General features: G+C 72.8%; 26 protein-coding genes. 17 read left to right on the top strand and 9 right to left on the bottom strand.

What is annotated here, in order from left to right:
- Positions 1-104: 104 nt before the first annotated feature.
- Entirely contained in the window at positions 105-542 is a 438-nt protein-coding gene (locus EDF55_RS11860) for an Lrp/AsnC family transcriptional regulator (protein ID WP_123655155.1), read from the top strand.
- On the opposite strand, the gene EDF55_RS11855 is transcribed toward EDF55_RS11860, so the two are convergent.
- A complete protein-coding gene (locus EDF55_RS11855; protein WP_123655154.1) occupies positions 513-1,298 on the bottom strand; it encodes a CPBP family intramembrane glutamic endopeptidase in 786 nt (261 codons plus the stop codon). The two genes, EDF55_RS11860 and EDF55_RS11855, sit on opposite strands and share 30 nt — an antisense overlap.
- A gap of 62 nt (positions 1,299-1,360) precedes the next feature.
- Here EDF55_RS11855 and EDF55_RS11850 point away from each other — a divergent pair, with 62 nt between their 5' ends.
- Genes EDF55_RS11850 through EDF55_RS11840 form a run of 3 tightly spaced genes read left to right on the top strand, consistent with a single transcriptional unit; the run spans position 1,361 to position 3,359 of the window.
- Positions 1,361-1,732 carry a hypothetical protein gene (locus EDF55_RS11850; RefSeq protein ID WP_123655153.1) on the top strand — a complete coding sequence of 124 codons (372 nt, stop codon included), beginning with the start codon at positions 1,361-1,363 and terminating at the stop codon, positions 1,730-1,732.
- A gap of 17 nt (positions 1,733-1,749) precedes the next feature.
- Positions 1,750-2,580, top strand: a complete 831-nt coding sequence (locus EDF55_RS11845; RefSeq protein WP_123655152.1) for a nitroreductase family protein — start codon at positions 1,750-1,752, stop codon at positions 2,578-2,580.
- Positions 2,577-3,359, top strand: a complete 783-nt coding sequence (locus EDF55_RS11840; protein WP_123655151.1) for a YqjF family protein — start codon at positions 2,577-2,579, stop codon at positions 3,357-3,359. Before EDF55_RS11845 ends, EDF55_RS11840 begins: the two co-directional genes overlap by 4 nt.
- A gap of 36 nt (positions 3,360-3,395) precedes the next feature.
- Here the strand turns inward: EDF55_RS11840 and EDF55_RS11835 are convergent, their stop codons facing one another.
- Positions 3,396-4,010, bottom strand: coding sequence for a hypothetical protein (locus EDF55_RS11835; RefSeq protein ID WP_123655150.1), 615 nt, complete (start codon positions 4,008-4,010; stop codon positions 3,396-3,398).
- Positions 4,011-4,096: 86 nt separating this feature from the next.
- Here EDF55_RS11835 and EDF55_RS11830 point away from each other — a divergent pair, with 86 nt between their 5' ends.
- The 5 genes from EDF55_RS11830 to EDF55_RS11810 all read left to right on the top strand — a co-directional run bounded on the left by EDF55_RS11830 (position 4,097) and on the right by EDF55_RS11810 (position 7,153).
- Entirely contained in the window at positions 4,097-5,092 is a 996-nt protein-coding gene (locus EDF55_RS11830; protein ID WP_123655149.1) for an SDR family oxidoreductase, read from the top strand.
- Positions 5,089-5,436, top strand: a complete 348-nt coding sequence (locus EDF55_RS11825) for a hypothetical protein (protein ID WP_123655148.1) — start codon at positions 5,089-5,091, stop codon at positions 5,434-5,436. Before EDF55_RS11830 ends, EDF55_RS11825 begins: the two co-directional genes overlap by 4 nt.
- A 32-nt stretch (positions 5,437-5,468) precedes the next feature.
- A complete protein-coding gene (locus EDF55_RS11820) occupies positions 5,469-6,029 on the top strand; it encodes a dihydrofolate reductase family protein (protein WP_123655147.1) in 561 nt (186 codons plus the stop codon).
- A 252-nt stretch (positions 6,030-6,281) separates the two neighbouring features.
- Positions 6,282-6,479 (top strand): hypothetical protein, encoded by a 198-nt coding sequence (locus EDF55_RS11815; protein ID WP_123655146.1) that lies wholly within the window; start codon positions 6,282-6,284, stop codon positions 6,477-6,479.
- Between the two features lie 32 nt (positions 6,480-6,511).
- Positions 6,512-7,153, top strand: coding sequence for a hypothetical protein (locus EDF55_RS11810; RefSeq protein ID WP_123655145.1), 642 nt, complete (start codon positions 6,512-6,514; stop codon positions 7,151-7,153).
- Positions 7,154-7,236: 83 nt separating this feature from the next.
- Here the strand turns inward: EDF55_RS11810 and EDF55_RS11805 are convergent, their stop codons facing one another.
- Positions 7,237-10,794 (bottom strand): bifunctional proline dehydrogenase/L-glutamate gamma-semialdehyde dehydrogenase, encoded by a 3,558-nt coding sequence (locus EDF55_RS11805; RefSeq protein WP_123655144.1) that lies wholly within the window; start codon positions 10,792-10,794, stop codon positions 7,237-7,239.
- Positions 10,795-10,909: 115 nt separating this feature from the next.
- Between EDF55_RS11805 and EDF55_RS11800 the strand changes: the two genes are divergently transcribed.
- Positions 10,910-11,377, top strand: a complete 468-nt coding sequence (locus EDF55_RS11800; protein WP_165931347.1) for a MarR family winged helix-turn-helix transcriptional regulator — start codon at positions 10,910-10,912, stop codon at positions 11,375-11,377.
- A 3-nt stretch (positions 11,378-11,380) separates the two neighbouring features.
- Here the strand turns inward: EDF55_RS11800 and EDF55_RS11795 are convergent, their stop codons facing one another.
- Both EDF55_RS11795 and EDF55_RS11790 read right to left on the bottom strand, forming a co-directional pair.
- The gene (locus EDF55_RS11795) at positions 11,381-12,337 is read right to left on the bottom strand and encodes an amidohydrolase family protein (RefSeq protein ID WP_123655142.1); all 957 of its coding nucleotides are present in this window, start codon (positions 12,335-12,337) and stop codon (positions 11,381-11,383) included.
- 65 nt (positions 12,338-12,402) lie between these two features.
- The gene (locus tag EDF55_RS11790) at positions 12,403-13,161 is read right to left on the bottom strand and encodes an IclR family transcriptional regulator (RefSeq protein ID WP_221180749.1); all 759 of its coding nucleotides are present in this window, start codon (positions 13,159-13,161) and stop codon (positions 12,403-12,405) included.
- Positions 13,162-13,229: 68 nt separating this feature from the next.
- On the opposite strand from EDF55_RS11790, the gene EDF55_RS11785 reads away from it, so the two are divergent.
- Entirely contained in the window at positions 13,230-14,651 is a 1,422-nt protein-coding gene (locus EDF55_RS11785) for an amidohydrolase family protein (RefSeq protein WP_123655141.1), read from the top strand.
- A gap of 31 nt (positions 14,652-14,682) precedes the next feature.
- Here the strand turns inward: EDF55_RS11785 and EDF55_RS11780 are convergent, their stop codons facing one another.
- The 3 genes from EDF55_RS11780 to EDF55_RS11770 are packed head-to-tail and all read right to left on the bottom strand — an operon-like array spanning position 14,683 to position 16,609.
- Positions 14,683-15,417: an anti-sigma factor gene (locus tag EDF55_RS11780; RefSeq protein ID WP_123655140.1), complete on the bottom strand. Its 735-nt coding sequence runs from the start codon at positions 15,415-15,417 to the stop codon at positions 14,683-14,685.
- Complete coding sequence (locus EDF55_RS11775; RefSeq protein ID WP_123655139.1) at positions 15,414-15,929, bottom strand: sigma-70 family RNA polymerase sigma factor; 516 nt, start codon at positions 15,927-15,929, stop codon at positions 15,414-15,416. Before EDF55_RS11775 ends, EDF55_RS11780 begins: the two co-directional genes overlap by 4 nt.
- Positions 15,926-16,609, bottom strand: coding sequence for a YceI family protein (locus EDF55_RS11770; RefSeq protein WP_123655138.1), 684 nt, complete (start codon positions 16,607-16,609; stop codon positions 15,926-15,928). Before EDF55_RS11770 ends, EDF55_RS11775 begins: the two co-directional genes overlap by 4 nt.
- A gap of 140 nt (positions 16,610-16,749) precedes the next feature.
- On the opposite strand from EDF55_RS11770, the gene EDF55_RS11765 reads away from it, so the two are divergent.
- The gene (locus EDF55_RS11765; protein ID WP_123655137.1) at positions 16,750-17,340 is read left to right on the top strand and encodes a hypothetical protein; all 591 of its coding nucleotides are present in this window, start codon (positions 16,750-16,752) and stop codon (positions 17,338-17,340) included.
- A gap of 5 nt (positions 17,341-17,345) precedes the next feature.
- Here EDF55_RS11765 and EDF55_RS11760 read toward each other — a convergent pair whose 3' ends face one another.
- Entirely contained in the window at positions 17,346-18,296 is a 951-nt protein-coding gene (locus EDF55_RS11760; protein WP_123655136.1) for a DNA-3-methyladenine glycosylase, read from the bottom strand.
- 74 nt (positions 18,297-18,370) lie between these two features.
- Here EDF55_RS11760 and EDF55_RS11755 point away from each other — a divergent pair, with 74 nt between their 5' ends.
- The 5 genes from EDF55_RS11755 to EDF55_RS11735 all read left to right on the top strand — a co-directional run bounded on the left by EDF55_RS11755 (position 18,371) and on the right by EDF55_RS11735 (position 23,344).
- Positions 18,371-19,399: a 6-phosphofructokinase gene (locus EDF55_RS11755; RefSeq protein WP_123655135.1), complete on the top strand. Its 1,029-nt coding sequence runs from the start codon at positions 18,371-18,373 to the stop codon at positions 19,397-19,399.
- Positions 19,400-19,469: 70 nt separating this feature from the next.
- Positions 19,470-20,447: an acryloyl-CoA reductase gene (locus tag EDF55_RS11750; protein ID WP_123655134.1), complete on the top strand. Its 978-nt coding sequence runs from the start codon at positions 19,470-19,472 to the stop codon at positions 20,445-20,447.
- 88 nt (positions 20,448-20,535) lie between these two features.
- The gene (locus EDF55_RS11745; protein ID WP_123655133.1) at positions 20,536-21,204 is read left to right on the top strand and encodes a GntR family transcriptional regulator; all 669 of its coding nucleotides are present in this window, start codon (positions 20,536-20,538) and stop codon (positions 21,202-21,204) included.
- 2 nt (positions 21,205-21,206) lie between these two features.
- Entirely contained in the window at positions 21,207-22,562 is a 1,356-nt protein-coding gene (locus tag EDF55_RS11740; RefSeq protein ID WP_123655132.1) for an FCD domain-containing protein, read from the top strand.
- Positions 22,559-23,344: an ABC transporter ATP-binding protein gene (locus EDF55_RS11735; RefSeq protein WP_123655131.1), complete on the top strand. Its 786-nt coding sequence runs from the start codon at positions 22,559-22,561 to the stop codon at positions 23,342-23,344. Before EDF55_RS11740 ends, EDF55_RS11735 begins: the two co-directional genes overlap by 4 nt.
- The last annotated feature ends 29 nt before the right edge of the window (positions 23,345-23,373 follow it).

Here is a 23,373-nt window from a genome sequence, read left to right as displayed (position 1 = left end):
GGCCAGTCTATGGATTCCGCCGCGCTCACCGCAGCAGGGAAGCGCGCACATTTCGTGCGTTGGACCCGACGTCCTCGCAAGAAGCCCGCGTACGATGGGTCCCAATGGATTCGCTCGACCACCGCATCCTGGATCAGCTCCGGGACAACGCACGCGCCGGCTACGGCGACATCGGATCCGTCGTCGGACTCTCCGCCTCCGCCGTCAAGCGACGGGTCGACCGTCTCGTCGCCGACGGTGTCATCCGGGGCTTCACGATCAAGGTCGACCCCGCTGTCGAGGACCGGGGCACCGAGGCCTGGGTCGAGCTCTACTGCCGCGGCACCGTCTCCCCCGACGAACTCCGCGCGCTGCTCGACTCCGTGCCCGAGGTCGTGGACGCCGGAACGGTGACCGGTAGCGCCGACGCGGTGGTGCACATGCGCTCCAAGGACCTCCCCGCGCTCGAGGAAGCACTCGACCGGGTCAGGCTGGCACCCCAGGTCGACCACACCCGCAGCGCGATCGTGCTGTCACGCCTGGTGTCCCGCGAGTCTGCCTGAGGTCCGGAACCCGGAACGCTCATCGGCGCCCAGCGCGACGACCACCGCGCACACGACGCCGAGCAGAGCCACCCCGACGTACACGCCCTGCGCGAAGTCGGCGACCGCCGAACGCTCGCCGACCCCGCCGACGAACTGCGTGAAGTCCCACACGGCGTGCAGCACCATCGCCGGGATCAGGGACCCGGTCGTCCGTCGCAGGACGTAGAAGACCGACCCGGCCGAGAACGCGAAGACGACCTGCACGAGCGTCGGGCCGACCGCCTGCCCCAGGAACACGTTGCTCATGTGCATCACACCGAACAGCACCGACGTGATCAGCCACACCCACACCTCGGACAGCCGCGACCGCAGCGCCACCAGGAGGATCCCCCGTGCCACGACCTCCTCGGTGAACCCGACCAGGAGCAGGACGAGGGCCGCAGCGAGGAACGCCCCGCCGACGGCACCCCAGTCCGCGAACGCGAGGCCCACGACGGCGATCACCGCCATCAGGATCGGCGCGAGCAACGTCCAGCGGTGCGGGCTGCGGTGTCGTTCACGGAGAACCGGCCCCCACCAGCCCAGCAGGGACACGGTGACCGCCACCGCGACCGCGGCGACGATCAGCGACACGTCCGCACCGAAGAACAGGTCGTGCGCCGAGTCTCCCCACGACGTGTAGTCGATGCCGCTCGCCGCCTGGATCACGACCACCAGGACGATGTACCCGATCAGGGCGGCGATGCCGATCCAGACCTTCGGTGTGACGCGCATGCGATCCCCTTCGAGTCGTTCGTTGCAGTCTGCCGGAACCACCGGCGCGTAGGTTCGCGTCCATGGGACGCAAGGAGACAGCCGGGAGGCTCGCCATGCCTCCCGTCGGATCGCCGACTGCCCGCCGGATGGTCACCGCTGCGTCCGCCGCCTACGTCGCGAACTGCCTCTGGGGCACGGCCGTGGCCGTCCGGCTCATCCGCACGAAGAAGCTGCGGGTCGTCCACCACGGACTGTTCGTCGTGACGGCGACGCTCACCGGGGCCGCCGCCACGACCCCGCTCTGGACCAGGTCGAGGTCGGCGCTGTTCCTGCTGCCGGCACTCGTGCCGCTGGCGATGGCTCCGCGCACGAACCCGCGGACCGGAGCACACTGGAGAGTCGCGGTCGCCGCCGCGCCGTCCTACCTCGGGGCGCTGCTGTTCCGGCGCTGACCCGTGGGAGGACAGCAGTGGAGCTCTTCGAGGCCATCCGACGCCGGCGGACGACGAACGGGGCGTTCCTGCCCGATCCCGTGTCCGAGGAGCACCAACGGCTCCTCGTCGAACTCGCCGGCCGGGCACCCTCGCAGCTGAACAGCCAGCCGTGGCGCTTCGTCCTGGTCGAGGAGCGACCGACGATCGAGCGCGTCGCGGAGATCAGCGGGCGATCGATGACCCGCACGATGGCCGAGGGCACGTTCTTCCAGCGCTACAAGCCGTACTTCCGGTTCAGCCAGGCGGAGATGGACGAGCGCCGCGACGGCATGCTCTTCGACAAGCTGCCCGGGCCGTTGAAGCCGTTCACGAAGCAGGTGTTCACCAAGCGCGGGCAGATGCTGATGAACACGCTGCGGGTCCCGCAGACGCTCGGCGAGGAGAACCGGAAGCTCGTCGCCGGGTCGCCGCTGCTGCTCGGGGTGATGCTCGACCGGCACGAGTACCGGAAGGAAGAGCTCTCCGGCTTCTACTCCGTGTTCAGCATGGGCGCCGCGATGGAGAACATCTGGCTCGCGACCACCGAGCTCGGCCTCGGCATCCAGTTCGTGTCCTTCCCGATGGAGACCCCCGGTGCGTGGGACGAGATCGAGGGGCTGCTCCGGGTGCCGCCGGAGCTCGAGCTGATGGCCGTGTACCGGATCGGGTACCTGCCGCCCGAGCGTCGACGTCCGGCGATCGACTGGACGTCGAGCGAGCGGAAGCGCCCGTCGCAGTACGTGTTCCGCGGGACCTGCGACACCCCGCAGCAGGGGTGGGACGAATCGCCCGTGGCGACCCACATCGACGACGCGACCATCGCATGACCGGCGGCCGTCCCACCGGAGCCGCACCGAGCCTCCCGGCCGTTGCATCCGTCGCCCCCGGACTGCCCGGCCGTCCCTGGATCTCCCAGGACTGGCTGGACGTCGTCTTCCTGCACTGGCGGGTGGACGTGTCGGCCGTCGCCCCGCTCCTGCCCGCCGGGACCCGCCCCGACACGATGGCCGTCGACGGCACCGACGACGGCGTGACCACGTGGGTCGGCCTCATCGCCTTCCGCTTCGAGGACACCCGGTTCCCGCCGCTCGGACCACTCGGCCGGACCGGACGCATCGGCGACTTCGTCGAGGTGAACGTCCGCGTCTACACGGTGGACGAGCAGGGGCAGCGCGGGGTCGTGTTCCTCTCGCTCGACGCCGGGAAGCTCCTGCCGACCCTCGGAGCGCGCGTCGCGACCGGGCTGCCGTACCGGTGGGCGGACGCCGCCGTGCGGAAGCGCGACGGCCGTGTGGGCTACGCGATGCGGCGGCACGGGACGCACCTGCGGTCGGTGCTCGACGTGCGCGTCGGGCCGGCGATCACGGAGCCGACGGCGCTCGAGACGTTCCTCACGGCGCGGTGGGGCATGCACGTGCACCGTGCCGGGGCGACACGGTTCTGGCCGAACGAGCACGACACCTGGGCGCTGCACCGGGCGTCGGTGGTGTCGTTGCGGGACGACCTCGTGGGTGCTGCCGGGCTGCCGTTCGCGCTGACGGAGCTGCCGCCGGACTCGGTGTTGTACTCGCCGGGCGTGACGACGCGGTTCGGCGCGGGCCGCTGACGGCGAGGGCTGGCGCCCCGGCCGTCGTCGGGCGTCTCAGTCACGCGGTGTGCGCGCCGCCGCCCGGAACTGGACGACGGCGACCACCGCCGCGACGACCGCGACCGGCCACCCGGCGCCCACCCACACCGCGACCCGGTGCGACGGGATGCCGGTGACCGTGAGACCGAGGACCACCAAGACCGCAGCGCCGACAGCGAGCGCCGACGACACCACCCCGAGTGCGACGCGGTCGATCCACGACACCGTCCTGGCAGTGTGGACGACCCGGACGGCGGTCACCAGGCTGCCGGCCACGACCCCGAAGAGGACGCCGCTCACCAGGCTGCCGAGCGCGACGACCAGCAGCGAGCCGGATCCGACGACCACGTTGACCACGTGCAGTCGCCACGAGGCTGCCCGGCTCTGCTCGGTGTACGCCGTGTGGCCCGCCACCGCCAGCGCGACCGCTCCGACGGCGATGCACGTTCCCACGGTGATCCCCGTGATGGCAGCCACCGCGTCGCCGAGCACCACGCCACCGACGATCAGCCCCGCCGCGAGGACCGCGGCGAGGAGCGGGAGCAACCAGACCTCGCTCGCCCGGGTCGGAGTACGGAGCACCCACCCCGGCGGCGTCTCGGTGTCTCGTGTCTCGTCGGTCGGCTCCACGAGGCCAGTGTGCTCGTGCGACGACGGACGCGCATCGGGGGACAGCGGCTGAGATGTCTGTACGCCGTCGCCGGTACAAGGGGCACATGACACGTGTGGCAGTGGTGACCGGCGGATCAGCGGGACTCGGACGGGCGACGGTGCGCGAACTCGCGGCCCGCGGGTGGGACGTCGCCGTGATCGCGCGCGGGCAGGAGGGCGCCGACGCGGCAGCAGCCGAGGTCGAAGCAGCGGGGCGCCGGGGACTGGCGGTCGCCGCGGACGTCTCCGACCGGCAGGCCGTCGAGGACGCCGCCGACCGGATCGAGGCCGAGCTCGGTCCGATCGACCTGTGGGTGAACGGCGTGATGGTCGGGGTGTTCGGCCGGTTCCTGGACACCGAGCCGGAGGACTTCGAACGCGCACTGCGGGTCACGTACCTCGGCTTCGTGAACGGGACCCGCGCCGCGCTCAGCCGGATGGTTCCCCGCGACCGCGGCCAGGTGATCCAGGTCGGGTCGGCACTCGGCTTCCGTGGGATCCCGCTGCAGGCCGCCTACTGCGGAGCGAAGCACGCCATCGTCGGGTTCACCGAGTCGGTCGTGTCGGAGCTCATCGAGCAGGGCAGCAGCGTGCAGGTGTCCCGCGTGGACATGCCGGCGCTCAACACGATCCAGTTCAACTGGGTCAAGTCGCAGCTCCCGCACCACCCGCAGCCCGTCGCGCCGATCTACCAGCCCGAGGTCGGTGCCCGGGCGATCGCCGCCACCGCCGAGCGCCCGCGCCGCCGCACCTGGGTCGGCGAGTCGACGGTGTACACGATCCTCGGCAACCGGATCAGCGGACGGTTCGCGGACTGGTACGCGGCGAAGACGCTGGTGTCCGGGCAGCAGACCGCGTCGAAGGACGGCCAGATGCTGCCGTCGAACCTCGACGAGCCGGTCGAGGGCGACCACGGCGCGCACGGCGTGTTCGACGACAGTGCACACGCGTGGTCGCCGCAGACGTGGTGGGTGGAGCACCGGCGTCTCGGCAACGGCCTGATCGGCGCGGCGCTCGGCGTCGCCGGCGCAGCGGTGCTGGCCGCGGGGCGTCGACGATGAGCCGCGCACGGGATCGTCGGCGGCAGCGCGCATCGGCCGTCGAGGCGGCTCGGCTCGTCCTCGGCGGACTGCACCTGGTCCGGGCCGGCGCTGCTCCGCGGACCGCGGTGTTCTACCGCGTGCTCGGCGTCCGGCAGCTCGCGCAGGCGGCGCTGCTCCTCCGCGCGCGGTCCGGCGACGCACACACCCTCGGCGCGGCGGTCGATGCCACCCACGCGGTGACGATGCTGCCGCTGATGCTCGTCGGCGGGCAGTGGCGCCGGGTGGCGACGAGTCAGTTCTGGATCGCGACCGCGCTGGCGGTCGCCGAGGTCACGCTCGTCGGGACGGGCCGCAAGCGCTGAGGCGTGTCGGTGGGGCTCGGTACCGTCCGGGCATGACCACGACCTACTCCGTCGCGTCCTCGTTGGACGGCTTCGTCGCTGCGCCCGGTGACGACCTCGACTGGCTGCTGCAGTTCGGGTTCGAGCCGTTCCAGGAGCACCACGACCACTTCTTCGCCGGGGTCGGGGCGATCGTGATGGGGTCGAGCACCTTCGCGTGGTTGACCACGCACGAGGGCACCTGGCCCTACCCGGACCTGCCGACGTGGGTGTTCACCTCGCGAGCCCTCACCGCTCCGGTCGGTGCGGACGTCCGGTTCGTGTCCGGCCCGGTCACCGACCACCAGGCCGTGATCGAGCGTTCCGCCGGGGCGCGCGGGGTCTGGGTGATGGGCGGCGGGCTGCTCGCGGCGCAGTACCAGGAAGCCGGTCTCCTCGACGAGCTCCGCGTCACGGTGATGCCGCTCGCGCTCGGAATGGGGGCACCGCTCCTCCCCGTCGCTGCGCCGACGTCGGTGTTCGAGCTCGTCGGGACGACCCCGTTCCGCGGCGGCGCCGTGGAGCTGCACTACCGGGCGGGCGACGCGGTCGACGCGATCGACCGGAACGCCTGAGCGCCGGATCGAGAGCACGTCAGCGCGTGTGGATCGGGCCACCGCGCTCCGGCCCGAGCGCAGGGGACGCTCGAGGGCCGGAGCGTCGATGCCCTGTGCGAGCCTGCGGTGGTCAGGGGTTCCACCGATCGGGTGTGGCTCGTTGTCATGGAGCCTAGCGGGTCCGCACAAAGGGGGACAGACAGTTCTTTCCCCCCATTTCGGGGTACGACGTGCGCGGCTCCCCCGGGACGGCCGCGTAGCGTCCGGAACATGAGCGACAACGAGCAGACCGAGCCCGTCATGGACGGCGCCACCGACGCGACGAACCACGACAAGCTGTCCGGCCTCATCGAACAGGTGAACCACGACCACGGCGACGAGGGCGCGGCGTCGATGGCGGACCACCTCCGCGACCGCATGGACGAGACGGGCGTGGAGCCCGAGGACGAGGGCGACGCCGAGGACTGACCTCCCGCCCACGCGGATGGCAGGCTGAGGGCATGGGCGACTGGCGGCACGAGACCCTCGCGCAGCTGCGGACCGCGCTGCCGACCGGCGCCGTGGAGCCGTACGGGTCGGTCACGGGCGCTGACGCCCTCGACCCGTGGAGCGACCTCGACGTGCGGGTCGTCACGCACGAACCGCTCGACGTCGAGCGGGTGCTCGGCGCGCCGCTCTGGGCATGGCAGGGATCCAGCACCGAGTCCGGGCAACAGCTCCGACTCGTCACGCGGGACGGGCGCCGGGTGGACCTGACGGTCGACGGACCGTCGGTACTCCTCCCCGAACCACCTTCCGATGTCGACGTCCGGTTCGACGCGGTGCTCGCCGCGACCCGGCTCGGCCGCGGGAACCTGCTCATCGGCCTCCACCTGGTCCTGGGCATCGGACGGGAGGCCCTGGTCCAGTCGATGGTGCGGGCGGACCTGGCAGCGGGGACCGTCCACCACCGCCTCCCGACGCCGTACGACGACCGCGCCGCGGACGTGGCCGCGCTCACCGCGGGCGCGCTCGACCCGACCGTGGCGCTCCGCGCGTACGAGCTGTACGGCCGGTGGCGTGCGGAGGTCGATCCCGGCTACCGGCCCGACCCGGCCGGCCTGGTCGCGGTGCTGCGCCGTGCCGCCGACCGGGTCAGGTGAGCGGCGTCCGGAACGTGCGCAGGGCCTCCAGTTCGGCCGGGGTGAGCCCGGACCGCGCGACGAAACCGTCGTGCATCGGCGGCTCAGACGCGCAGGTCCGTGAAGTCGGCGTCGAGGTCCCCGAAGCGGTGGGCCGTGATCGACACCGACTGCTCGCGGATGAACGGCAGCATCTCGATGAGGCCGCCTTCGACCACGGGCGCGGCGAACACCGCGACGTCGACGCTGGCACCCAGCGCTTCCTCGAGCGCGAGGTGGTCACCGCCGATCAGCCGGATGCGGGCGCCGGGACCGCCGAACGCCGTGTGCTTCGGACGCTCCTGGCCCTGGGAGAGCACGACCTCGATCGCGTCCTGCGGTTCGTCGGACGGGTTCGACCAGTCGTCCTGGAACACCGCACCCGACGCGGCGCGACGGTGGAACTCCTCGTCGGACTCCACGACGTGGTCGACGACGTCGAGCGGGGAACGGCTCGACGCGAAGAGCTGGGTGAGGGGCCCGGGCAACGGACGTGCCGTGCTCAGCAGGACGTGCGCCCGTGCCGCGGTCGCGGCGACGAGCGAGCGCACGAGGTCACCGCTCGGTGCTCCCTCGGCCTGGCGCACGATGACCGACTGCGGACGGTAGCGCAGCACGTTCCGCTGCACGACGAGCGCGGACGGGTCGTGCGAGACGCCGTACTGGGTCTCGCGGGCCTGCACGTCGCTCGTGGCGCCGGCGCGGACCTGGTCGAACTCCTCGAACGTGAGTCCGCTGCGTGCCGCTTCGATCACGGCGGTGACCCGCGGGGACAGCCCGTGCAGCTGGATGCTCTTGTGCACCTTGCGCGGTGTCGGCTCCCAGCGGCCGAGGGTCGCGACGTACATCGGGCCGCCGGCCTTCGTGCCGGTGCCCACCGAGGAGCGCTTCCACCCGCCGAACGGCTGCCGCCCGACGATCGCCCCGGTGATGCCGCGGTTGACGTAGAGGTTGCCGGCCTGGACCTGGTGGAGCCAGTCCGCGACCTCGTCCACGTCGAGGGAGTGGATGCCGGCGGTCAGGCCGAAGTCGGTGCCGTTCTGGATCGCGATGGCGTCGTCGAGGGTCTCCGCGTGCATGATGCCGAGCACCGGACCGAAGTACTCGGTCTGGTGGAAGTCGCTGCCCGGGCGGACGCCGTCGCGGATGCCCGGCGACCAGAGCCGTCCGGAGTCGTCGAGCGGGACGGGCTGCACGAGCCAGGACTCCCCCGGCCCGAGCTCGGTGAGGCCCTTGCGGAGCTTGCCCGTGGGCTCGGCGATGAGCGGACCCATCTGCGCCGTGGGGTCGTCCGGCCACGCCACGCGCAGGGTGCGGGTCGCATCGACGAGTTGCCGGCGGAAGCGCTCGCTCTCCGCCACGGAACCGACGAGGACCACGAGCGACGCGGCGGAGCACTTCTGCCCGGCGTGCCCGAACGCGGACTGCACGATGTCCTGCACGGCGAGGTCGATGTCGGCCGACGGTGTCACCACGATGGCGTTCTTGCCGCTGGTCTCGGCGGTCAACGGCAGTCCGGCACGCCACCACGTGAACGACCGGGCGGTCTCCGCCGCCCCGGTGAGGATGATCCGGTCGACGGCGGGGTGCGCGATGAGCTGGCGGCCGAGCACGTCTTCTTCGAGGTCGATGAGCTGCAGCAGCGAGTGCGGGACCCCGGCGTCCCAGAGGATGTCCGCCAGCACGGCACCGCAGCGCTTGGCTTCCGGTGCGGGCTTCAACAGCACGCCACTGCCGGCGGCGAGCGCGGCCAGCACCCCGCCGGCCGGGATCGCGACCGGGAAGTTCCACGGCGGCACGACCACGGTCAGGCGCGGCGGGACGTAGGTGGCACCGGTGATGTCCGCGAGGTGCCTGGCCCGGTCCGCGTAGTAGTGGGCGGAGTCGATCGCCTCGCTCACCTCGGCGTCGGCTTCCGTGATGGTCTTGCCCGTCTCGGCGGCCATCACCTCGACGAGGTCGGCGCGTCGGGTCTCGAGCTCGTGGCCGATCAGTTCGAGGAGCTCGGCGCGGTCGACCGGGTCCTGGCGGCCCCAGTTCACGCCGGCCTGGGCGGTGCTGCGGACGATCCGTTCGAGCTTGGTGCGGTCGAGGACCCGCGCACCGCGGATCGTCTGCGCGCCGAGCTGCGAGCGGGGAACCCGGCGGAGGACGTCGGCGGCCCACTCGCGGTTCGCGGGGATCGCGGGGTCGGTGTCCGGCGCGTTCCGGAAGGCGTCGCGCGGGATCGGGTCACCAGGGGACAGTCGGCGGTCCTGCGTGCGGTTCGTCGGGCGCACCGGGTCGCCGAGTGCCGCGACGGATGCGAGCCACCGCTGGTGTTCGCGCTCGAAGGCGGACTCGTCGTGGTCGATGTCGAACGCGGCCGACATGAAGTTCTCCGGGCTGGCGTTCTCCTGCAAGCGGCGGGCCAGGTAGGCGATCGCGGAGTCGAACTCGTCCGGCTGCACGACGGGTGTGTAGAGCAGGATCTGCCCGACGTCGGCACGCACGGCGTCGGCGTGGGTCGCGGCCATCCCGAGGAGCATCTCGACGTCGACGGCGTCGGTGACCCCGCGGCGCTGGGCGAGCACCCACGCGGTCGCGAGGTCGAAGAGGTTGTGCCCCGCGACCCCGATCCGCACGGCGTCGGTGCGCTCCGGCGTCAGCGCGGCGTCGAGCATCCGGAGGTAGGCGGTGTCGGTCTCGCGCTTGCTGCCCCACGTGGCGAGCGGCCAGTCGTGGACGATCGACTCGACGCGCTCCATGGCGAGGTTCGCGCCCTTCACGAGTCGCACCTTCACCGGCGCACCGCCCCGGGCCCGGCGTGCGGTGGCCCACGACGTCAGGGACTCGAGCGCCCCTGCGGCGTCGGGCAGGTACGCCTGCAGCACGATGCCGGCGTGCAGGCCGAGGAACTCGTCACGGCCCAGCAGCTCCTGGAACACCGCGAGCGTGACGTCGAGGTCGCGGTACTCCTCCATGTCGAGGTTGATGAACTTCGGTGTCGGGCTCGACGCTGCGAGTCGGTAGAGCGGGACGAGCCGGTCGACGACGCGCTCGACGGTCTGGTCGAAGGCCCACATCGACATCTGCGGCACGACGGCGCTGACCTTGATCGAGACGTAGTCGACGTCGTCCCGGGCGAGGAGGTCCATGGTGCCCTTGAGTCGGCGGTCGCTCTCCCCGCTGCCGAGCACCGCTTCGCCGAGCAGGTTCACGTTGAGCCGTGTGCCGTCGCCGCCGACCTTCGCGAGCGCCGGACCGAGCTTCGACGGGCTGGCGTCGATCACCAGGTGTCCGGTCATCCGGCGGAGGATCCGGCGTGCGGTGGGGATGACGGCCCACGGCGCCATCGTGGCGAACCCGCCGCCGAAGGACACCGCTCCCCGGAGGTACCAGGCCAGGGCGTCGGGGACGTCCTGGCTGACCTTCTCGAGGTTGCGCGCCGCGACCCTGGGGTCTTCGGGCCGGATGACCCGGTCCACGAACCCGAGCGTGAAGTCGAGGCCCTGCTCGTCGCGGAGGACCCCGGCGAGCCGGGCCGCGCCGGCGTCGGGCTTGACGTCCGCGGACGCCGCCAGCCACCGTCGCACGAGGGCGACGGCGTCGTCGGTGCAGTCCTGGATGCGGGCGCTCGGCATGGTCCGATCGTATGCCGCGCCACCGACCTGACCTCGGAGCACGCCGGGCGCCGCCCAAGAGTCAGCAATGTGTCAGCACCCGGCCGAGTGTGTCCCCGATGGATACGCTGGTGGGATGTCGAAGCAGGGTGGGGCAGGCCATGACTGGGCCACGTGGGACGCGTACCACGACGTCTGGCGGCGCCTCGACCGGGCGCTCGACCACGCCGTGCAGCAGGGCGCCGGCATCTCGATCCCGGAGTTCGAGATCCTGATCGGGCTGCACCGCGAGCCCGACCACCGGCTGCGGGTCCGTGACGTCGCGGCGGGCATCGGCTGGGAGAAGTCCCGTGTCAGCCACCAGGTCACGCGCATGGTCTCGCGCGGGCTCGTCGAACGGGCGGACTGCCCGACCGACGGCCGTGGGAGCTGGGTGGTGATGACCCCGGACGGTCGCCGTGCGGTGCTCGCCGGCATCCGCGCGCACACCGCTGCGCTCGAGCACCTGTTCTGGGAACCGGTGGCCGACGACGCGGGCACGCTCCGCTCGGTCAGCGCCCGGCTGCAGGCCGCGATCGGCCCGGGCGAGCCCGTCCACGACTGACCGTCAGGCGGCAGGGCCGGCGAGGAGCCGCTCGGCGTTCGCCGCGGTCAGCGCCCGCCACGACGTCGCACCCTCGGGCGCTGGCGCCCCGTCGATCGCGGCGAGCTGCACGTCGACGCCGGCCGGGGGCGTCCAGCACGAGTCGCTGCCGTAGAGGACGCGGTCGGTGCCGACGAGGCCGGTCAGGGCCGGGATCGCCCGCGGGAACGGTGTGCCGGCGGTGTCGAACCACAGCTCCTGGAGCTGGGCGTCCCAGGCAGCACCGACGTCCGCTCCGACGAGCATCGGCAGGAACGCCGAGACACGGTCGGCGAGGACGCCCAGGGTCGCGCCCGAGTGCGGGACGACGACGCGCATGCCCGGGTGGCGTGCGACGACCCCCGCGACGAGCAGGTCGATGACCGTCCGGGTCGAGTCGACCATGAACTCGAGCATCGGCCGCGGCAGCCCGAGCGAGGTCTGCTCCCAGGCGGGCGGCGACGTGGGGTGGACGAAGAGGATCCCGCGACGGCGGTCGAGCTCCGCCCAGAGGGGTTCGAACGCCGGGTCACCGAGGTACCGGCCGTGTGCGTTCGACTCCACGATCGCGCCCAGGGCACCGGCGTCCATCGCGCGACGGAGCTCACGGACCGCGGCGTCGACGTCCGGCAGCGGCACCGCGGCCAGGAACGCGAGACGCTCCGGGTGCGTGCGCACCATCCCCGTCGCGGCGTCGTTGACGTGCTCGGCCAGTGCGAGCGCACCCGCGTCGTCGCCCGCGACGAGGTGCACCCCGGGTGAGGAGACCGACAGGACCGCGCGCTCGATGCCGCGGCGGTCCATGGCTGCGACCTGGTCGTCGAGGTCGAACCCTGGCCACCCGGGCATGCCGTCCGGGTGCTCGATGCCCGCGGCGCGGGCCGCGGCGACGTAATCGTCGGTCAGGAAGTGGGCGTGGACGTCGGTGAGTGTTGCTGGCATGTGCTGGACGCTACGACCGTCGGCCGTGCCGGATCGGGCGGCTTCCACTGGGTGGAAGCCGGAGGTCAGCGGCGGGCGACGAGCGCGCGGGAGATCGCCCTGACCGTGGTGCGGACGGCGGGGACGAGAGCCCTCGCAGCGGCGGGGTCCGCCGGCAGCACGACGGAGACGGCCGCCACGACGACGTCACCGGGTCCCACGACCGGGGCGGCGACCGTGCCCATCGGCAGCGCGCCGTCGGTCGCGGTCTGCTCCGCAGCGACGAGCACGTGTTCCCGCCGGATCGCCGCCAGTTGACGACGGAGGTCACTGCCCGGCCCGAGCAGTCCGGATCCGTCCGTGGTCGCGATCACCGCGTCCTGGAGGCCCGTGGGAGCGTGGGCGAGCAGCACCAGCCCGCCACCGGTCCGGTCCAGGGGCATCCGGCCGCCGACCCGGTACCGCACGCGTCCGGCGCCCCGGGCGGAGAGCCGTTCGACGAGGACGGCTTCGTCGTCCTCGCGCACGGTGAGGAGCACGTGCTCCTCGGTGACCGCGTGCAGGTCCTCGAGGGAGGGCATCGCGAGGGCACGGAGGCCCTGGCTCCGCGGGGCGAGCGCCGCGATCTCGAAGAGCCGGAGCCCGACCACGTACGTCCCGTCCGCGCGGCGCTCCAGGGCTCCGGTGCCGACCAGGTCGCGCACGATGCGCAGCGTCGTGTTCACCGGCAGTCCGGACCGGCGGCCGAGCTCAGTGAGGGTGAGGACCCGGTGCCGGTCGTCGAACGCCCCGAGCACCGCGAAGGCCCGCTCCACCATCCCGGTCCGGCTCCCTGCGCCCGTCACGGACGCCATCCTTCCACCCAGTGGAACTCCTCGTCCCGGCGCAGTGCCGGCTCCGTAGCGTGCTGGCCATGCCGACACCGCTCCTGCTCCGCGCCACCACCGTCGTCGACGTCGAGGCCGGGGCCCTCGTGCCCGGGGTCGACGTCCTCGTGGTCGACGGCCACATCGCGACGATCACCCCGACCGGTACGACACCACCGGGCGACGCCGAGGTCGTCGACGCTGCCGGCCACTTCGTCGTCCCCGGGTACGTCGACATGCACGCCCATCCGCTCGGGCTCCCGGGCGCATCCGACGCGCTCGAGCTCATGGGCGCGTACGGCATCACGGGGTTCCGGCAGATGAGCGGTTCACCGGCGCTGCTGGCCGCCCGCGCCACGGGCGACCTCGGCCTGCCCGCCGACGGACCGGCCCTGGTCGCGATGCCCGGCGACCTGCTCACCCCGGTGAACGCCGGGACCGTCGAGGCCGCCGTCGCGACCGTGCGGGAGCAGCACGCCCTCGGCGCCGACTTCCTGAAGGTCGCGTCGGTGACCCCGGCGGTGCTGCTCGCCGTCCTCGACGAGGCCGCCCGCGTCGGCATCCCCGTCGCCGGTCACCTGCCGAACGGCATCGACGTCCGCGAGGCGTCCCGGCGCGGCATGCGGTGCATCGAGCACCTCGGCCCCGGCGTCGGGATCACCGCGGCGACGTCGACGGACGAGTCCGCGATCCTCGCCGAGGCGGCCGCGGGCGCGAAGTCGATCCGGGTGCCGAAGCTCCGCCTGCCCGGCATGGCCCGCGTGATGGCGAAGGTGATCCGCCGACTCGTCGTGAACCCCGTGACGGCCAACACCGCGACGGACGTCGACGTCCTGGCCCGCGCCGACGCCACGTTCGACGAGCAGCGTGCGCTCGACGTGGCCGCCGAGTTCGTGGCGCACGAGACCTGGCAGTGCCCGACCCTCATCCGGGTCCGCACGCAGCAGCTCGCCGACGACCCGGTGCACACCGAGGACCCGGCGCTGCGGTACGTTGACGCAGGCACGCTGAGGACCTGGCGCGGGTCGAACGCGCGGTTCGCGAAGGTCGACGCCGGTGCACGCGCCACGTACCGGCGGAACTACGCCCTCCAGCTCCGGCTCACGAAGCTGTTCGAGGAGGCCGGGGTGCCACTCCTCGCCGGCACGGACGCGTGCGGCGCCGGATGGGTCGTCGCGGGCCACGCCCTGCACCAGGAGTTCGACGAGATGGCAGCCGCCGGGCTCGCACCCCTCACCGTCCTCCGGTCGACCACACTGGGCCCCGCACGCTTCCTCGGGACCACCGACCGTCAGGGGTCCGTCGCCGAGGGCAAGCAGGCCGACCTCGTGGTGCTCGGCGCCGATCCGCTCGCGAGCGTCGACGCCCTGCACGACGTCGTCGGGGTCGTCCGCGCCGGCCGGTGGCGTCCGCGCGCCGAGCTCGACGCCGTGAAGGACCGGATCGCGGCCGCGCGGTCGCTCCGGTAGCCACCGATCGACCGGTGGCCACCCGGCGCCGTCAGAGCGCCACCGACGCCAGCGCGCGCGGGTCGTCGTGCAGGCGCACCTCGACCGACGCGATCGAGTGCAGCGGCACGTCCGTCGCCGCCGCCAGCCCCGCAGCCTCGCGCCCCGAAGCCGTCCAGGACGCCACGGTCTCGTCGGTGCCGTCCTTCCGCACCACGACCAGGTCGTACATCACCGCGCTGTCGCTCCCCCAGTCGCGGCCGCCGTACGTGCAGCCCCAGTCGAACCGGGTCCCCCACGCCTTCCCGGTGACGTCGAGGTCCACGCGGAGCCCGGTCGCTGAACCCGAGGTCATCGCGTAGCGCTCCGATGCACCTCCGGCAGGAGCCGGAGACGCACCGCCGGCGAGCGCCGATGCCGTCGGTGCCGCGGGCTCGACCCGTGCGCCACCGACCGCGACCCCGCCGAGGACCGCGGCGACGACGGCGAGCCCCGCGGTGACCGCGACCAGCGCCCGTCGACGCCGCCGACGGCCCTGGACACGGTGCGCGACCGAGGCGAGCGTGCGTTCGGGAGCCGGGTCGGGCCTCCCGTCCGGGTCCGCGATCGCGACCGCGTCCTCGGCCGGCAGCCGGCCGAGGAGTCCGGGCACGCCCGCGAGCTCCGCGACGGCGGCGCGGCACGCGGCGCACGTCTCGAGGTGCCGCTCGTACTCCAGTCGCTCGTCGTTCGGCAGCGACCCGAGCACGTACGCGGCGTCCCAGTCCCGGTAGCGGTCGTCGGTCATCGGGTCACCCCTCGTTCCTGCAGTGCGAGTCGGAGTGCGCGGAGTCCGTAGTGCAGACGGGACTTCGCGGTGCCCTCGGGGATGCCGTGGCGTCGGGCGATCTCCGGGACGGTGTGGCCGAGCCAGTAGGCGTCGACGACGACCCGGCGGTGTTCCGGCGACAGCGCGGCGAGTGCGTCGGCCACGAGGATGCCGTCGAGGACTGCGTCGGTCCGGTCCGGCTGCGGTTCGTCGACGGGGTCGTCGGACCCGAACTCGCGGCGGTGCCGTGCCGATCGGGCATCGTCCACGACCAGGTTCCTGGCGACCGTGAAGAGCCACGCGCGAGCGCCGTCCGAGTCGCGCTCGAGCACGGCCGGGCGCTGCCACGCGCGCACCAGGGTCTCCTGCACGACGTCCTCGGCGAGCGCACGGTCCGGGGTGAGGTGCCGCACGTACCGGAAGAGTGCGTCCCCGTGTTCGGCGTGCAGGGCCGCGAGCAGTTCGTCCGCCGGTCGCGCTGCCACGGTCACCGTTCCAGCTCGAGCGAGAACTCGACGGCGCCGTGTCCGTCGACCGTGACGAAGCCGAGGTCGGGTGCCGTGACGCCGTAGTCCGCGAAGGTGACCGGGACCGACCCGGCGACCTCGACGTGCCCGGAACCGTCCACGCCGAGCTGGGCGTCCGCGGAAACCGCCTTCGTGACCCCGTGCATGGTCAGGTCGCCGCGGAGGGTGACGTCGCGGTCCGTCCCGGCGAGCGCCGCGCGCACGTCGACCGGGTCGGTCACGCGGAACGTCGCGGTCGGGAACCGGTCGGTCTGCAGCGCCTCGGACCGGAAGTACTCGTCGCGGGCCGACTCGGGCGTCGAGATCGATGCCACCCGCACCGTCACGGTCGCCCCGGTGAGCGATCCGCCGGCCACGGTGGCACGCGCTTCGACGTCCTTCGTCCGACCGGTCACGGTCACATCCTGGCCCCGGAGCACCTCGTGCACCCGGTACCCGGCGAAGGAGTCGGCGGACGACGTCCAGTCGCCGTCCGCCTGGGCGGGGTCCAGGGTGGCCCCGCCGGTCGGGGCGAGGGTCGGTGCGGCGTCGGCCGCGCCGTTCACCACGTTCGCGTAGAGGACGGGGCCGCCGATGACACCGGCGGCACCGAGGACGACGACGCCCGAGGCGATGCCGATGAGGACCTTCGTTCGTCTCCGCATACCCGGTCAACGAGACAGACCGGCGGATCGTTCGATCCGGAGCGAGATCGAACGATCCGGCCCGTCCCGCCGTGTCACCGATGAGTGGATCCGTCCATGCCGGGAGGCCCGGCGCGGCTCCGCAGGACAGGGGTCACCCCATGCGCACCACACGTTCCACCCGTACCGGCCTGCTGGCAGTCGGCGTCGCGTTCGCCGCGCTGGCGCTCGCAGGGTGCTCCGCCGGGTCCTCGGCGTCGTCCGGAGACGCCGGCCCGACGTCGGCGTCCACTGCGCCGTCATCGTCGTCGTCGTCCTCGTCGTCGTCGTCCCCGTCCTCGTCAGCCGGCGGGGCGTACGGCACGGACGACAAGGGCGGCGACACCGGCGGTCACGGGGCCGACGACGGCATCGCCACGGCCGCCACCTCGCTCGGGACGATCGTCGTCGACGGGAAGGGCATGACCGCGTACTTCTACGACCAGGACGTCAAGGGCTCGGGCAAGAGCACCTGCACGGGCGGGTGCGCAGCGGCCTGGCCGCCGATCGAGTCCGACTCGGCGAAGCCCGCCGTGACCGGCGTCACGGGCGCGGTCGGGACGATCACCGGCGCGGACGGGAAGCTGCAGGTCACGGTCGACGGCCGCCCGCTCTACACGTACGCCGAGGACACGAAGCCGGGCGACGTCACCGGGCAGGGCGTCGGCGGGGTCTGGTACGTGGTGAACCCGGACGGCTCCGAACAGCGGTAGCCGCGTCAGTGGCGGCGGTGGTCCTGGATCGTCATGCGGGGACCGAACGCGGGCTTCCGGAAACCGCTGCCGCCGATCAGCCGGACGACCCGGTGCCGGTGCCCGCGGAAGGGCTCGAGGAGCTCGAGCATGCCGTCGTCGTCCACCGGGCCGCCGGTCAGCGCCCACCCGACGAGCGCCGGCACGTGGAAGTCCCCGACGCTCGGCGAGTCCGGGTCGCCGTGGGACCGCTGCGTCGTCTCGGCGGCGGTCCACACCCCGATGCCGGGGATCGACTGCAGCCGGGCGGCGACGACGGTTCCACCGCGACCGAGTGCGAGGGTCCGCTCGAGCGCCGGCGCGACCTTCACGGCCCGCATCACCGTGGCGGAGCGCCCCGGTTCGATGCCGGCCCGGTGCCACTCCCAGCTCGGGATCCGCGCCCACTCGTCGGCGGACGGCGGCACGATCATGCCGACCGGCGCCGGACCGGGGGCCGGTGTCCCGAAGCGACGGAGGAGGTACCGCCACGCGCCCCACGCCTGCCGTGAGGTGACCTTCTGCTCCATGATCGCCGGCACGAGCATCGCGACGACGGTGTTCGTCCGGCACAGCCGGAGCCCGGGCTGCCGGTGCCGGGCGTCCGCCAGGAACGCGTGTGCAGAGACGTCGAGGTCGGACCAGTCGTCGCCGCGGCCGACCAGGTCCGGTCCGTGCTCGATCGCCCACGCTGCGCCGTCACCCCACGCGGAGATCGCGATCGTGTCCCCGGCGGGCCGGACCACGACCGACGCCGGCCCCTGGGGCGTCCGGAGCGCGAGCCACACGTCGGACCCGACCACCCGGAAGGCCGGGTCGCCGGAGCCGCGCTGCAGGGGCCGCAGCGTCGCGGCCACGTGCACCGGGCCTCCAGGGCGGTAGGCCGTGTCGAGACGTGCGCCACCGGTCGGCGGCGGCTCGAGACGGACCTGGTGCATGAGAGGGATGGTAAGCGACACCACCGTCGGCCAAGATGGGACCCGACCCACCACCCGACAACGGAAGTCATCCCATGCGCATCGGCATCCTCACCTCCGGCGGCGACTGCCCCGGACTCAACGCGGTCATCCGGGCTGCGGTCCTCAAGGGCATCGCGATCCACGGGTACGAGTTCGTCGGGTTCCGTGACGGCTGGCGCGGCGTCGTCGAGGGCGACATCGTGCCCCTGGGTCGCAAGGACATCCAGGGCATCGCGAAACAGGGCGGCACGATCCTCGGCACGAGCCGCACCAACCCGTTCGAGGGCGAGAAGGGCGGCGTGGAGAACATCCAGCGCGTCCTCGAGCGACACGGCATCGACGCGATCATCGCGATCGGCGGTGAGGGGACCCTCGCGGCGGCGAAACGGCTGACCGATGCCGGACTGAAGATCGTCGGCGTCCCGAAGACCGTGGACAACGACCTCGGCGCCACCGACTACACGTTCGGATTCGACACCGCCGTCGAGATCGCGACCGAGGCGATGGACCGCCTCCGGACCACCGGTGAGTCGCACTCCCGCTGCATGGTCGCGGAGGTGATGGGCCGGCACGTCGGCTGGATCGCCCTGCAGTCCGGCATGGCCGCCGGCGCGCACGCGATCCTCATCCCGGAGCAGAAGACGAGCATGGAGCAGATCGCCGCGTGGGTGCAGTCCGCCTACGACCGCGGACGCGCACCCCTGGTCGTCGTGGCCGAGGGCTTCGTCCCCGACCACGAGGACAACGCGCACTCGGAGCGCGGACTCGACGCGTTCGGCCGTCCGCGGCTCGGCGGGATCGGCGAGCGCCTCGCTCCGCTCATCGAGGAGATGACGGGCATCGAGACGCGGGCGACCACGCTGGGACACATCCAGCGCGGTGGCACGCCGACGGCGTACGACCGGGTGCTCTCGACGCGGCTGGGCCTGGCCGCGATCGACTCCGTGGTCGAGGAACGGTGGGGCCGGATGGTCGCGCTCCGCGGGACCGAGATCGTGCACGTGTCGTTCGCGGACGCGCTCGGTGAGCTGAAGACGGTGCCGCAGTCGCGGTTCGACGAGGCCGCGATCCTGTTCGGCTGAGCGCGCTCGTCGCCGTCACCGGCCCGGTCGCGTCTGACCCGGTCCGGAGGCTCGGGGTAGCGTCCGGCACATGACCCGCGCCGTCCTCGTGTCCAGCACCACCGCCCCCGCCCTCTCCGACGTCGACGTCCCGGATCCCGGTGAGGGCGAGGCGCTGGTCGACGTCGCCTACTCGAGCCTGAACTACAAGGACGGCCTCGCGCTTGCCGGTGACCCCGGTGTCGCGCGGGTCGACCCGCTGGTCCCCGGCATCGACGTCGTCGGCACCGTCGCGGCGCTCGGACCGGGCGTGCACGACGTCGCGATCGGCGACCGGGTCGTCCTGAACGGTGCCGGTGCCGGCGAGACGCGGCACGGCGGGTGGGCGACCCAGGCGGTCGTGCCGTCGGCGTCCCTCGTCGTGTTGCCCGAGTCGGTGCACGAGGACTTCGCCGCGGCGATCGGGACCGCGGGGTTCACCGCCGCGCTGAGTGTCCTCGCGCTCGCCCGGTTCGTGGCTCCCGGGGACGGCACGGTCCTGGTGACCGGGTCCTCCGGCGGGGTGGGGTCCGTCGCGATCCCGCTGCTCGCCGGACGCGGGTACCGGGTGACCGCGTCCACCGGTCGTCCGGCGAACGGCGAGGCGCTCCGGGCACTCGGCGCGTCCGACGTCGTGGACCGGGCGACCCTGGCGGAGCGGGGCAAGCCGATGCAGAAGGCGACCCTGGCCGGCGCGGTCGACAGTGTCGGCGGGGCGACCCTGGCGAACCTGCTCGCCTCGACGCGCTGGGGCGGCGCGGTCACCGCGTGCGGTCTCGCGCAGGACGTGCAGCTGCACACGACCGTGCTGCCGTTCATCCTCCGCGGGGTGTCGCTGCTCGGCATCAACTCCGTGGACGCTCCGGCGGCGCTGCGTCGGGAGGCGTGGGAGGTGCTCGCCGCCGAGCTCGACCCGGCCCTGCTCGCGCCGATCACCCGGACCGTCGGTCTCGAGGAGGCGGTCACCCTCGGGCCGGAGATCGTCGCGGGGCGGGTGCACGGCCGGACGATCGTCGACACCTCGCGCTGACGTTCCACAATACTGTTGTTTCACAAGCGCTTGCATATTGACACGCTAGGTTTGGAGTACCAAACGCACGACTCGTGAGGAGCCCCGGATGCCGGTACCCAAGTCCACCGTCGAGAACTCGCCGCGGAAGCTCCTGCGCGACGTGGTCTACGACAAGATGCTCGCAGCACTCCGCGACGGCACGCTCCAGCACGGCGAGCGCCTCAACGACGACGAGCTCGTGCAGTGGCTCGGTGTCAGTCGCACCCCGATCCGTGAGGCGATCGCGAAGCTCGTCGACATCGGTCTCGTCGAGATGGAGGCGAACCGGTACACCCGCGTCGCGACCCCGACGATCGACGACTGGGTCACCGCCACCCGCGCGATGACCGGGTTCTTCGAGCTCAGCCTGCGCTGGGGCGTCCCCGAGTACAGCGATGCCGACGCCCAGCAGCTCGAGAAGCTCCTCGACCGTGCCGACGGCCTCCGCAAGGTCCGCGACTACGGGTTCAGCGGCGCGCTCACCGACATCATCGAGTTCGCCATCGCGCACTCCGGCAACCCGCTCGTGCAGGTCGCCGCGACCGGTGCCCTGGAACGCGTCCGGTTCACGCTGAACCCGACCCCGCCGTTCGAGCAGTACGAGTCCGAGGCGTTCTTCTCGATCCTCCGCGAGGCGCTCTCCGACCGCGACGGCGAGACGGCGGCCGAGGCCGGCCGTGCCCTGACCCGCAACTTCGAGCAGCACATCGAGACGGTCCGCGCCGCGCGCGGCTGACGATGGCCGACACGTCGTCGAACCGGGACCGACGTCCCGTGTTCGACGACGCGTTCGCGCTGGTGCTCGCGGGCGTCCGGGACGGGACGCTCCGGGACGACACCCCGTACGACGTCCTGGCGCTGTGCGAGCGGTTCGACGTGCGTCCGGCCGTCCTCGGCGGTGCCCTGCAGCGGCTCGCCGACATCGGACTCGCACACGTGACACCGGGGGACGTCGTCCGGTTCACCCGGCTGGACCCCGTCGCCTGGGCCGAGGGGACCCGGCTGCTCGTCGGCCTCGTCGAGGTGTCGATGCGCGCGCTCGTGCCCGTCGCCACGAACGACGACGTCAGGCGGTACGAGGAGCTCGTCGCGGCGGCACGTCGCGCCGCGGCGGAACGCGGCGACGAACTCGACACGACGGTGCTCGCCACGATCGACTTCTGGGCGGAGCGCACGCCGGAGGACTTCACCGCCCGGCTCCTCGTCCGCACGATGCAGCAGATGCGCTACGGGCTCGCCACCCGGCCGCCGTGGCAGGACCCCGACGACGAGGCGTGGCTCGCGTCGTCGCTGCAGGCCCTCCGGCTCCGCGACACCGGCAGTGCCGAGCGTGCGGCGCACGTGTTCGCCCGGCTGTGGGAGCGTTACCTGACGTCGAGCGCCGCAGTGCTCGGCACCGACCTCCGCCAGACGGCCGGGCACGCCTCCGACGACCTGTACTGGGCGGACTGGCGCCCGGACGCCGACTGGTTCGAGCTGCTGGGGTCGATCCGCGACGAGTCCCTCGTCCGTGGCCAGGAGTACCCGCTGCGAGCGCTCACCGCACGGTTCCGGGTGCCCCTGCAGCGCCTGCTGCCGATGATCCGCCGCCTCGAGGTGATGGGCCTCGTCGAGGCCGGTCCGGACCGCGAGGGCAGCGTGCTCGTCAGCACGCCGACCGTCGACGACTGGGCCGAGACGATCAGCCTGCTGCTCGGGCTGCAGGAGATGTGCGCGAGGAGCAGCATCCCGGTGCTCACCGACGGCGACGTCGACGAGCTCACCGCGCTGATCGCCCGAGCCCGCCGCGAGGCCCGCGTGCGCGACTACGCGTACACGACCACGCTGCTCGAGCTGAACCGCTTCTTCGCCCTCCGCAGCCCGAACCGGGCGATGCGCCAGACCACGACCGTGGTCATCGCCCGGCTGGCCTACATCCTCCCCGAGCCGCCGCCCTTCCGGCAGTGGGCGGTCGAGGACTTCCTCCAGCTCCTCGAGGAGGCCGTGACGTCCCGCGACCCCGACATCGCCTCGGACGCCTGCCACGCGCTCGCCGCCCACTTCGACGCCCACGTCGACGACGTCCGCACGCGGTACGGCAGCATGGAGTCGTGAACGACGTCCTCATCCAGGCCTCCGGCGTCCGTGTGACCCGGTCCGGCCGTGACCTGCTGCACGACATCGACCTGACCGTCCGCCGCGGGGAGCACTGGGCGCTCCTCGGCCCGAACGGTGCGGGCAAGTCGACGCTGCTCGCCGTGCTCGGTGCCACCGGGCACCCGACCGCCGGCACCGTCGAGGTCCTCGGGCGCCGGCTCGGCCGCGTCGACGTGCGGGAACTCCGGGAGCACATCGGGCACGTCGACCCGCGCCACCGGATGCTCTCCCCGCTGACCGTGCTCGAGACGGTGCTGACCGGGCTCACTGGGACGACGGACCTGATGATGCGGTGGGAACCGACCGCGGCCGAGGTCGCCCGGGCCGAGGAGCACATCGCCGCCGTCGGGCTCGCCGCCCGCCGGGACTCCCGGTGGCCGGTGCTGTCCCAGGGCGAGCGTGGACGTGCCCTCATCGCCCGGGCGCTGATGTCGGAGCCGCAGCTGCTGCTCCTCGACGAGCCGGCGACCGGGCTCGACGTCGCGGCGCGGGAGCACCTCCTCGAGACCGTCGACGCCCTGCGGCACCGTCACCCCGATCTCGGCAGTGTGATGGTCACCCACCACCTCGAGGACCTGCCCGCGTCGACGTCGCACGCGATGCTGCTCCGTGACGGCGCCGCGGTCGCGCAGGGCACCGCGGACGAGGTCATCACGTCGTCCGCGGTCTCGCACGCCTTCGACTTCCCGCTCGCCATCGCGCGGAACGAGGGCCGCTGGCACGCACGCCGGGCGGCGTAGCGGCGTACCGGCCAGCGGCAACGCGGTGG

Origin of the sequence: Curtobacterium sp. ZW137, assembly GCF_003762905.1 — a bacterium.
Lineage (GTDB): Bacteria > Actinomycetota > Actinomycetes > Actinomycetales > Microbacteriaceae > Curtobacterium.
Note: the sequence above shows the minus strand (reverse complement) of the source record. Positions and strands in the feature narration are given on the sequence as shown.

Coding starts and splice junctions, on each gene's coding strand:
- EDF55_RS11860 (WP_123655155.1), top strand. CDS start 105: ATGGATTCGCTCGACCACCGCATCCTGGATCAGCTCCGGGACAACGCA.
- EDF55_RS11855 (WP_123655154.1), bottom strand. CDS start 1,298: ATGCGCGTCACACCGAAGGTCTGGATCGGCATCGCCGCCCTGATCGGG.
- EDF55_RS11850 (WP_123655153.1), top strand. CDS start 1,361: ATGGGACGCAAGGAGACAGCCGGGAGGCTCGCCATGCCTCCCGTCGGA.
- EDF55_RS11840 (WP_123655151.1), top strand. CDS start 2,577: ATGACCGGCGGCCGTCCCACCGGAGCCGCACCGAGCCTCCCGGCCGTT.
- EDF55_RS11830 (WP_123655149.1), top strand. CDS start 4,097: ATGACACGTGTGGCAGTGGTGACCGGCGGATCAGCGGGACTCGGACGG.
- EDF55_RS11825 (WP_123655148.1), top strand. CDS start 5,089: ATGAGCCGCGCACGGGATCGTCGGCGGCAGCGCGCATCGGCCGTCGAG.
- EDF55_RS11820 (WP_123655147.1), top strand. CDS start 5,469: ATGACCACGACCTACTCCGTCGCGTCCTCGTTGGACGGCTTCGTCGCT.
- EDF55_RS11815 (WP_123655146.1), top strand. CDS start 6,282: ATGAGCGACAACGAGCAGACCGAGCCCGTCATGGACGGCGCCACCGAC.
- EDF55_RS11810 (WP_123655145.1), top strand. CDS start 6,512: ATGGGCGACTGGCGGCACGAGACCCTCGCGCAGCTGCGGACCGCGCTG.
- EDF55_RS11805 (WP_123655144.1), bottom strand. CDS start 10,794: ATGCCGAGCGCCCGCATCCAGGACTGCACCGACGACGCCGTCGCCCTC.
- EDF55_RS11800 (WP_165931347.1), top strand. CDS start 10,910: ATGTCGAAGCAGGGTGGGGCAGGCCATGACTGGGCCACGTGGGACGCG.
- EDF55_RS11795 (WP_123655142.1), bottom strand. CDS start 12,337: ATGCCAGCAACACTCACCGACGTCCACGCCCACTTCCTGACCGACGAT.
- EDF55_RS11785 (WP_123655141.1), top strand. CDS start 13,230: ATGCCGACACCGCTCCTGCTCCGCGCCACCACCGTCGTCGACGTCGAG.
- EDF55_RS11780 (WP_123655140.1), bottom strand. CDS start 15,417: ATGACCGACGACCGCTACCGGGACTGGGACGCCGCGTACGTGCTCGGG.
- EDF55_RS11770 (WP_123655138.1), bottom strand. CDS start 16,609: ATGCGGAGACGAACGAAGGTCCTCATCGGCATCGCCTCGGGCGTCGTC.
- EDF55_RS11765 (WP_123655137.1), top strand. CDS start 16,750: ATGCGCACCACACGTTCCACCCGTACCGGCCTGCTGGCAGTCGGCGTC.
- EDF55_RS11760 (WP_123655136.1), bottom strand. CDS start 18,296: ATGCACCAGGTCCGTCTCGAGCCGCCGCCGACCGGTGGCGCACGTCTC.
- EDF55_RS11755 (WP_123655135.1), top strand. CDS start 18,371: ATGCGCATCGGCATCCTCACCTCCGGCGGCGACTGCCCCGGACTCAAC.
- EDF55_RS11750 (WP_123655134.1), top strand. CDS start 19,470: ATGACCCGCGCCGTCCTCGTGTCCAGCACCACCGCCCCCGCCCTCTCC.
- EDF55_RS11745 (WP_123655133.1), top strand. CDS start 20,536: ATGCCGGTACCCAAGTCCACCGTCGAGAACTCGCCGCGGAAGCTCCTG.
- EDF55_RS11740 (WP_123655132.1), top strand. CDS start 21,207: ATGGCCGACACGTCGTCGAACCGGGACCGACGTCCCGTGTTCGACGAC.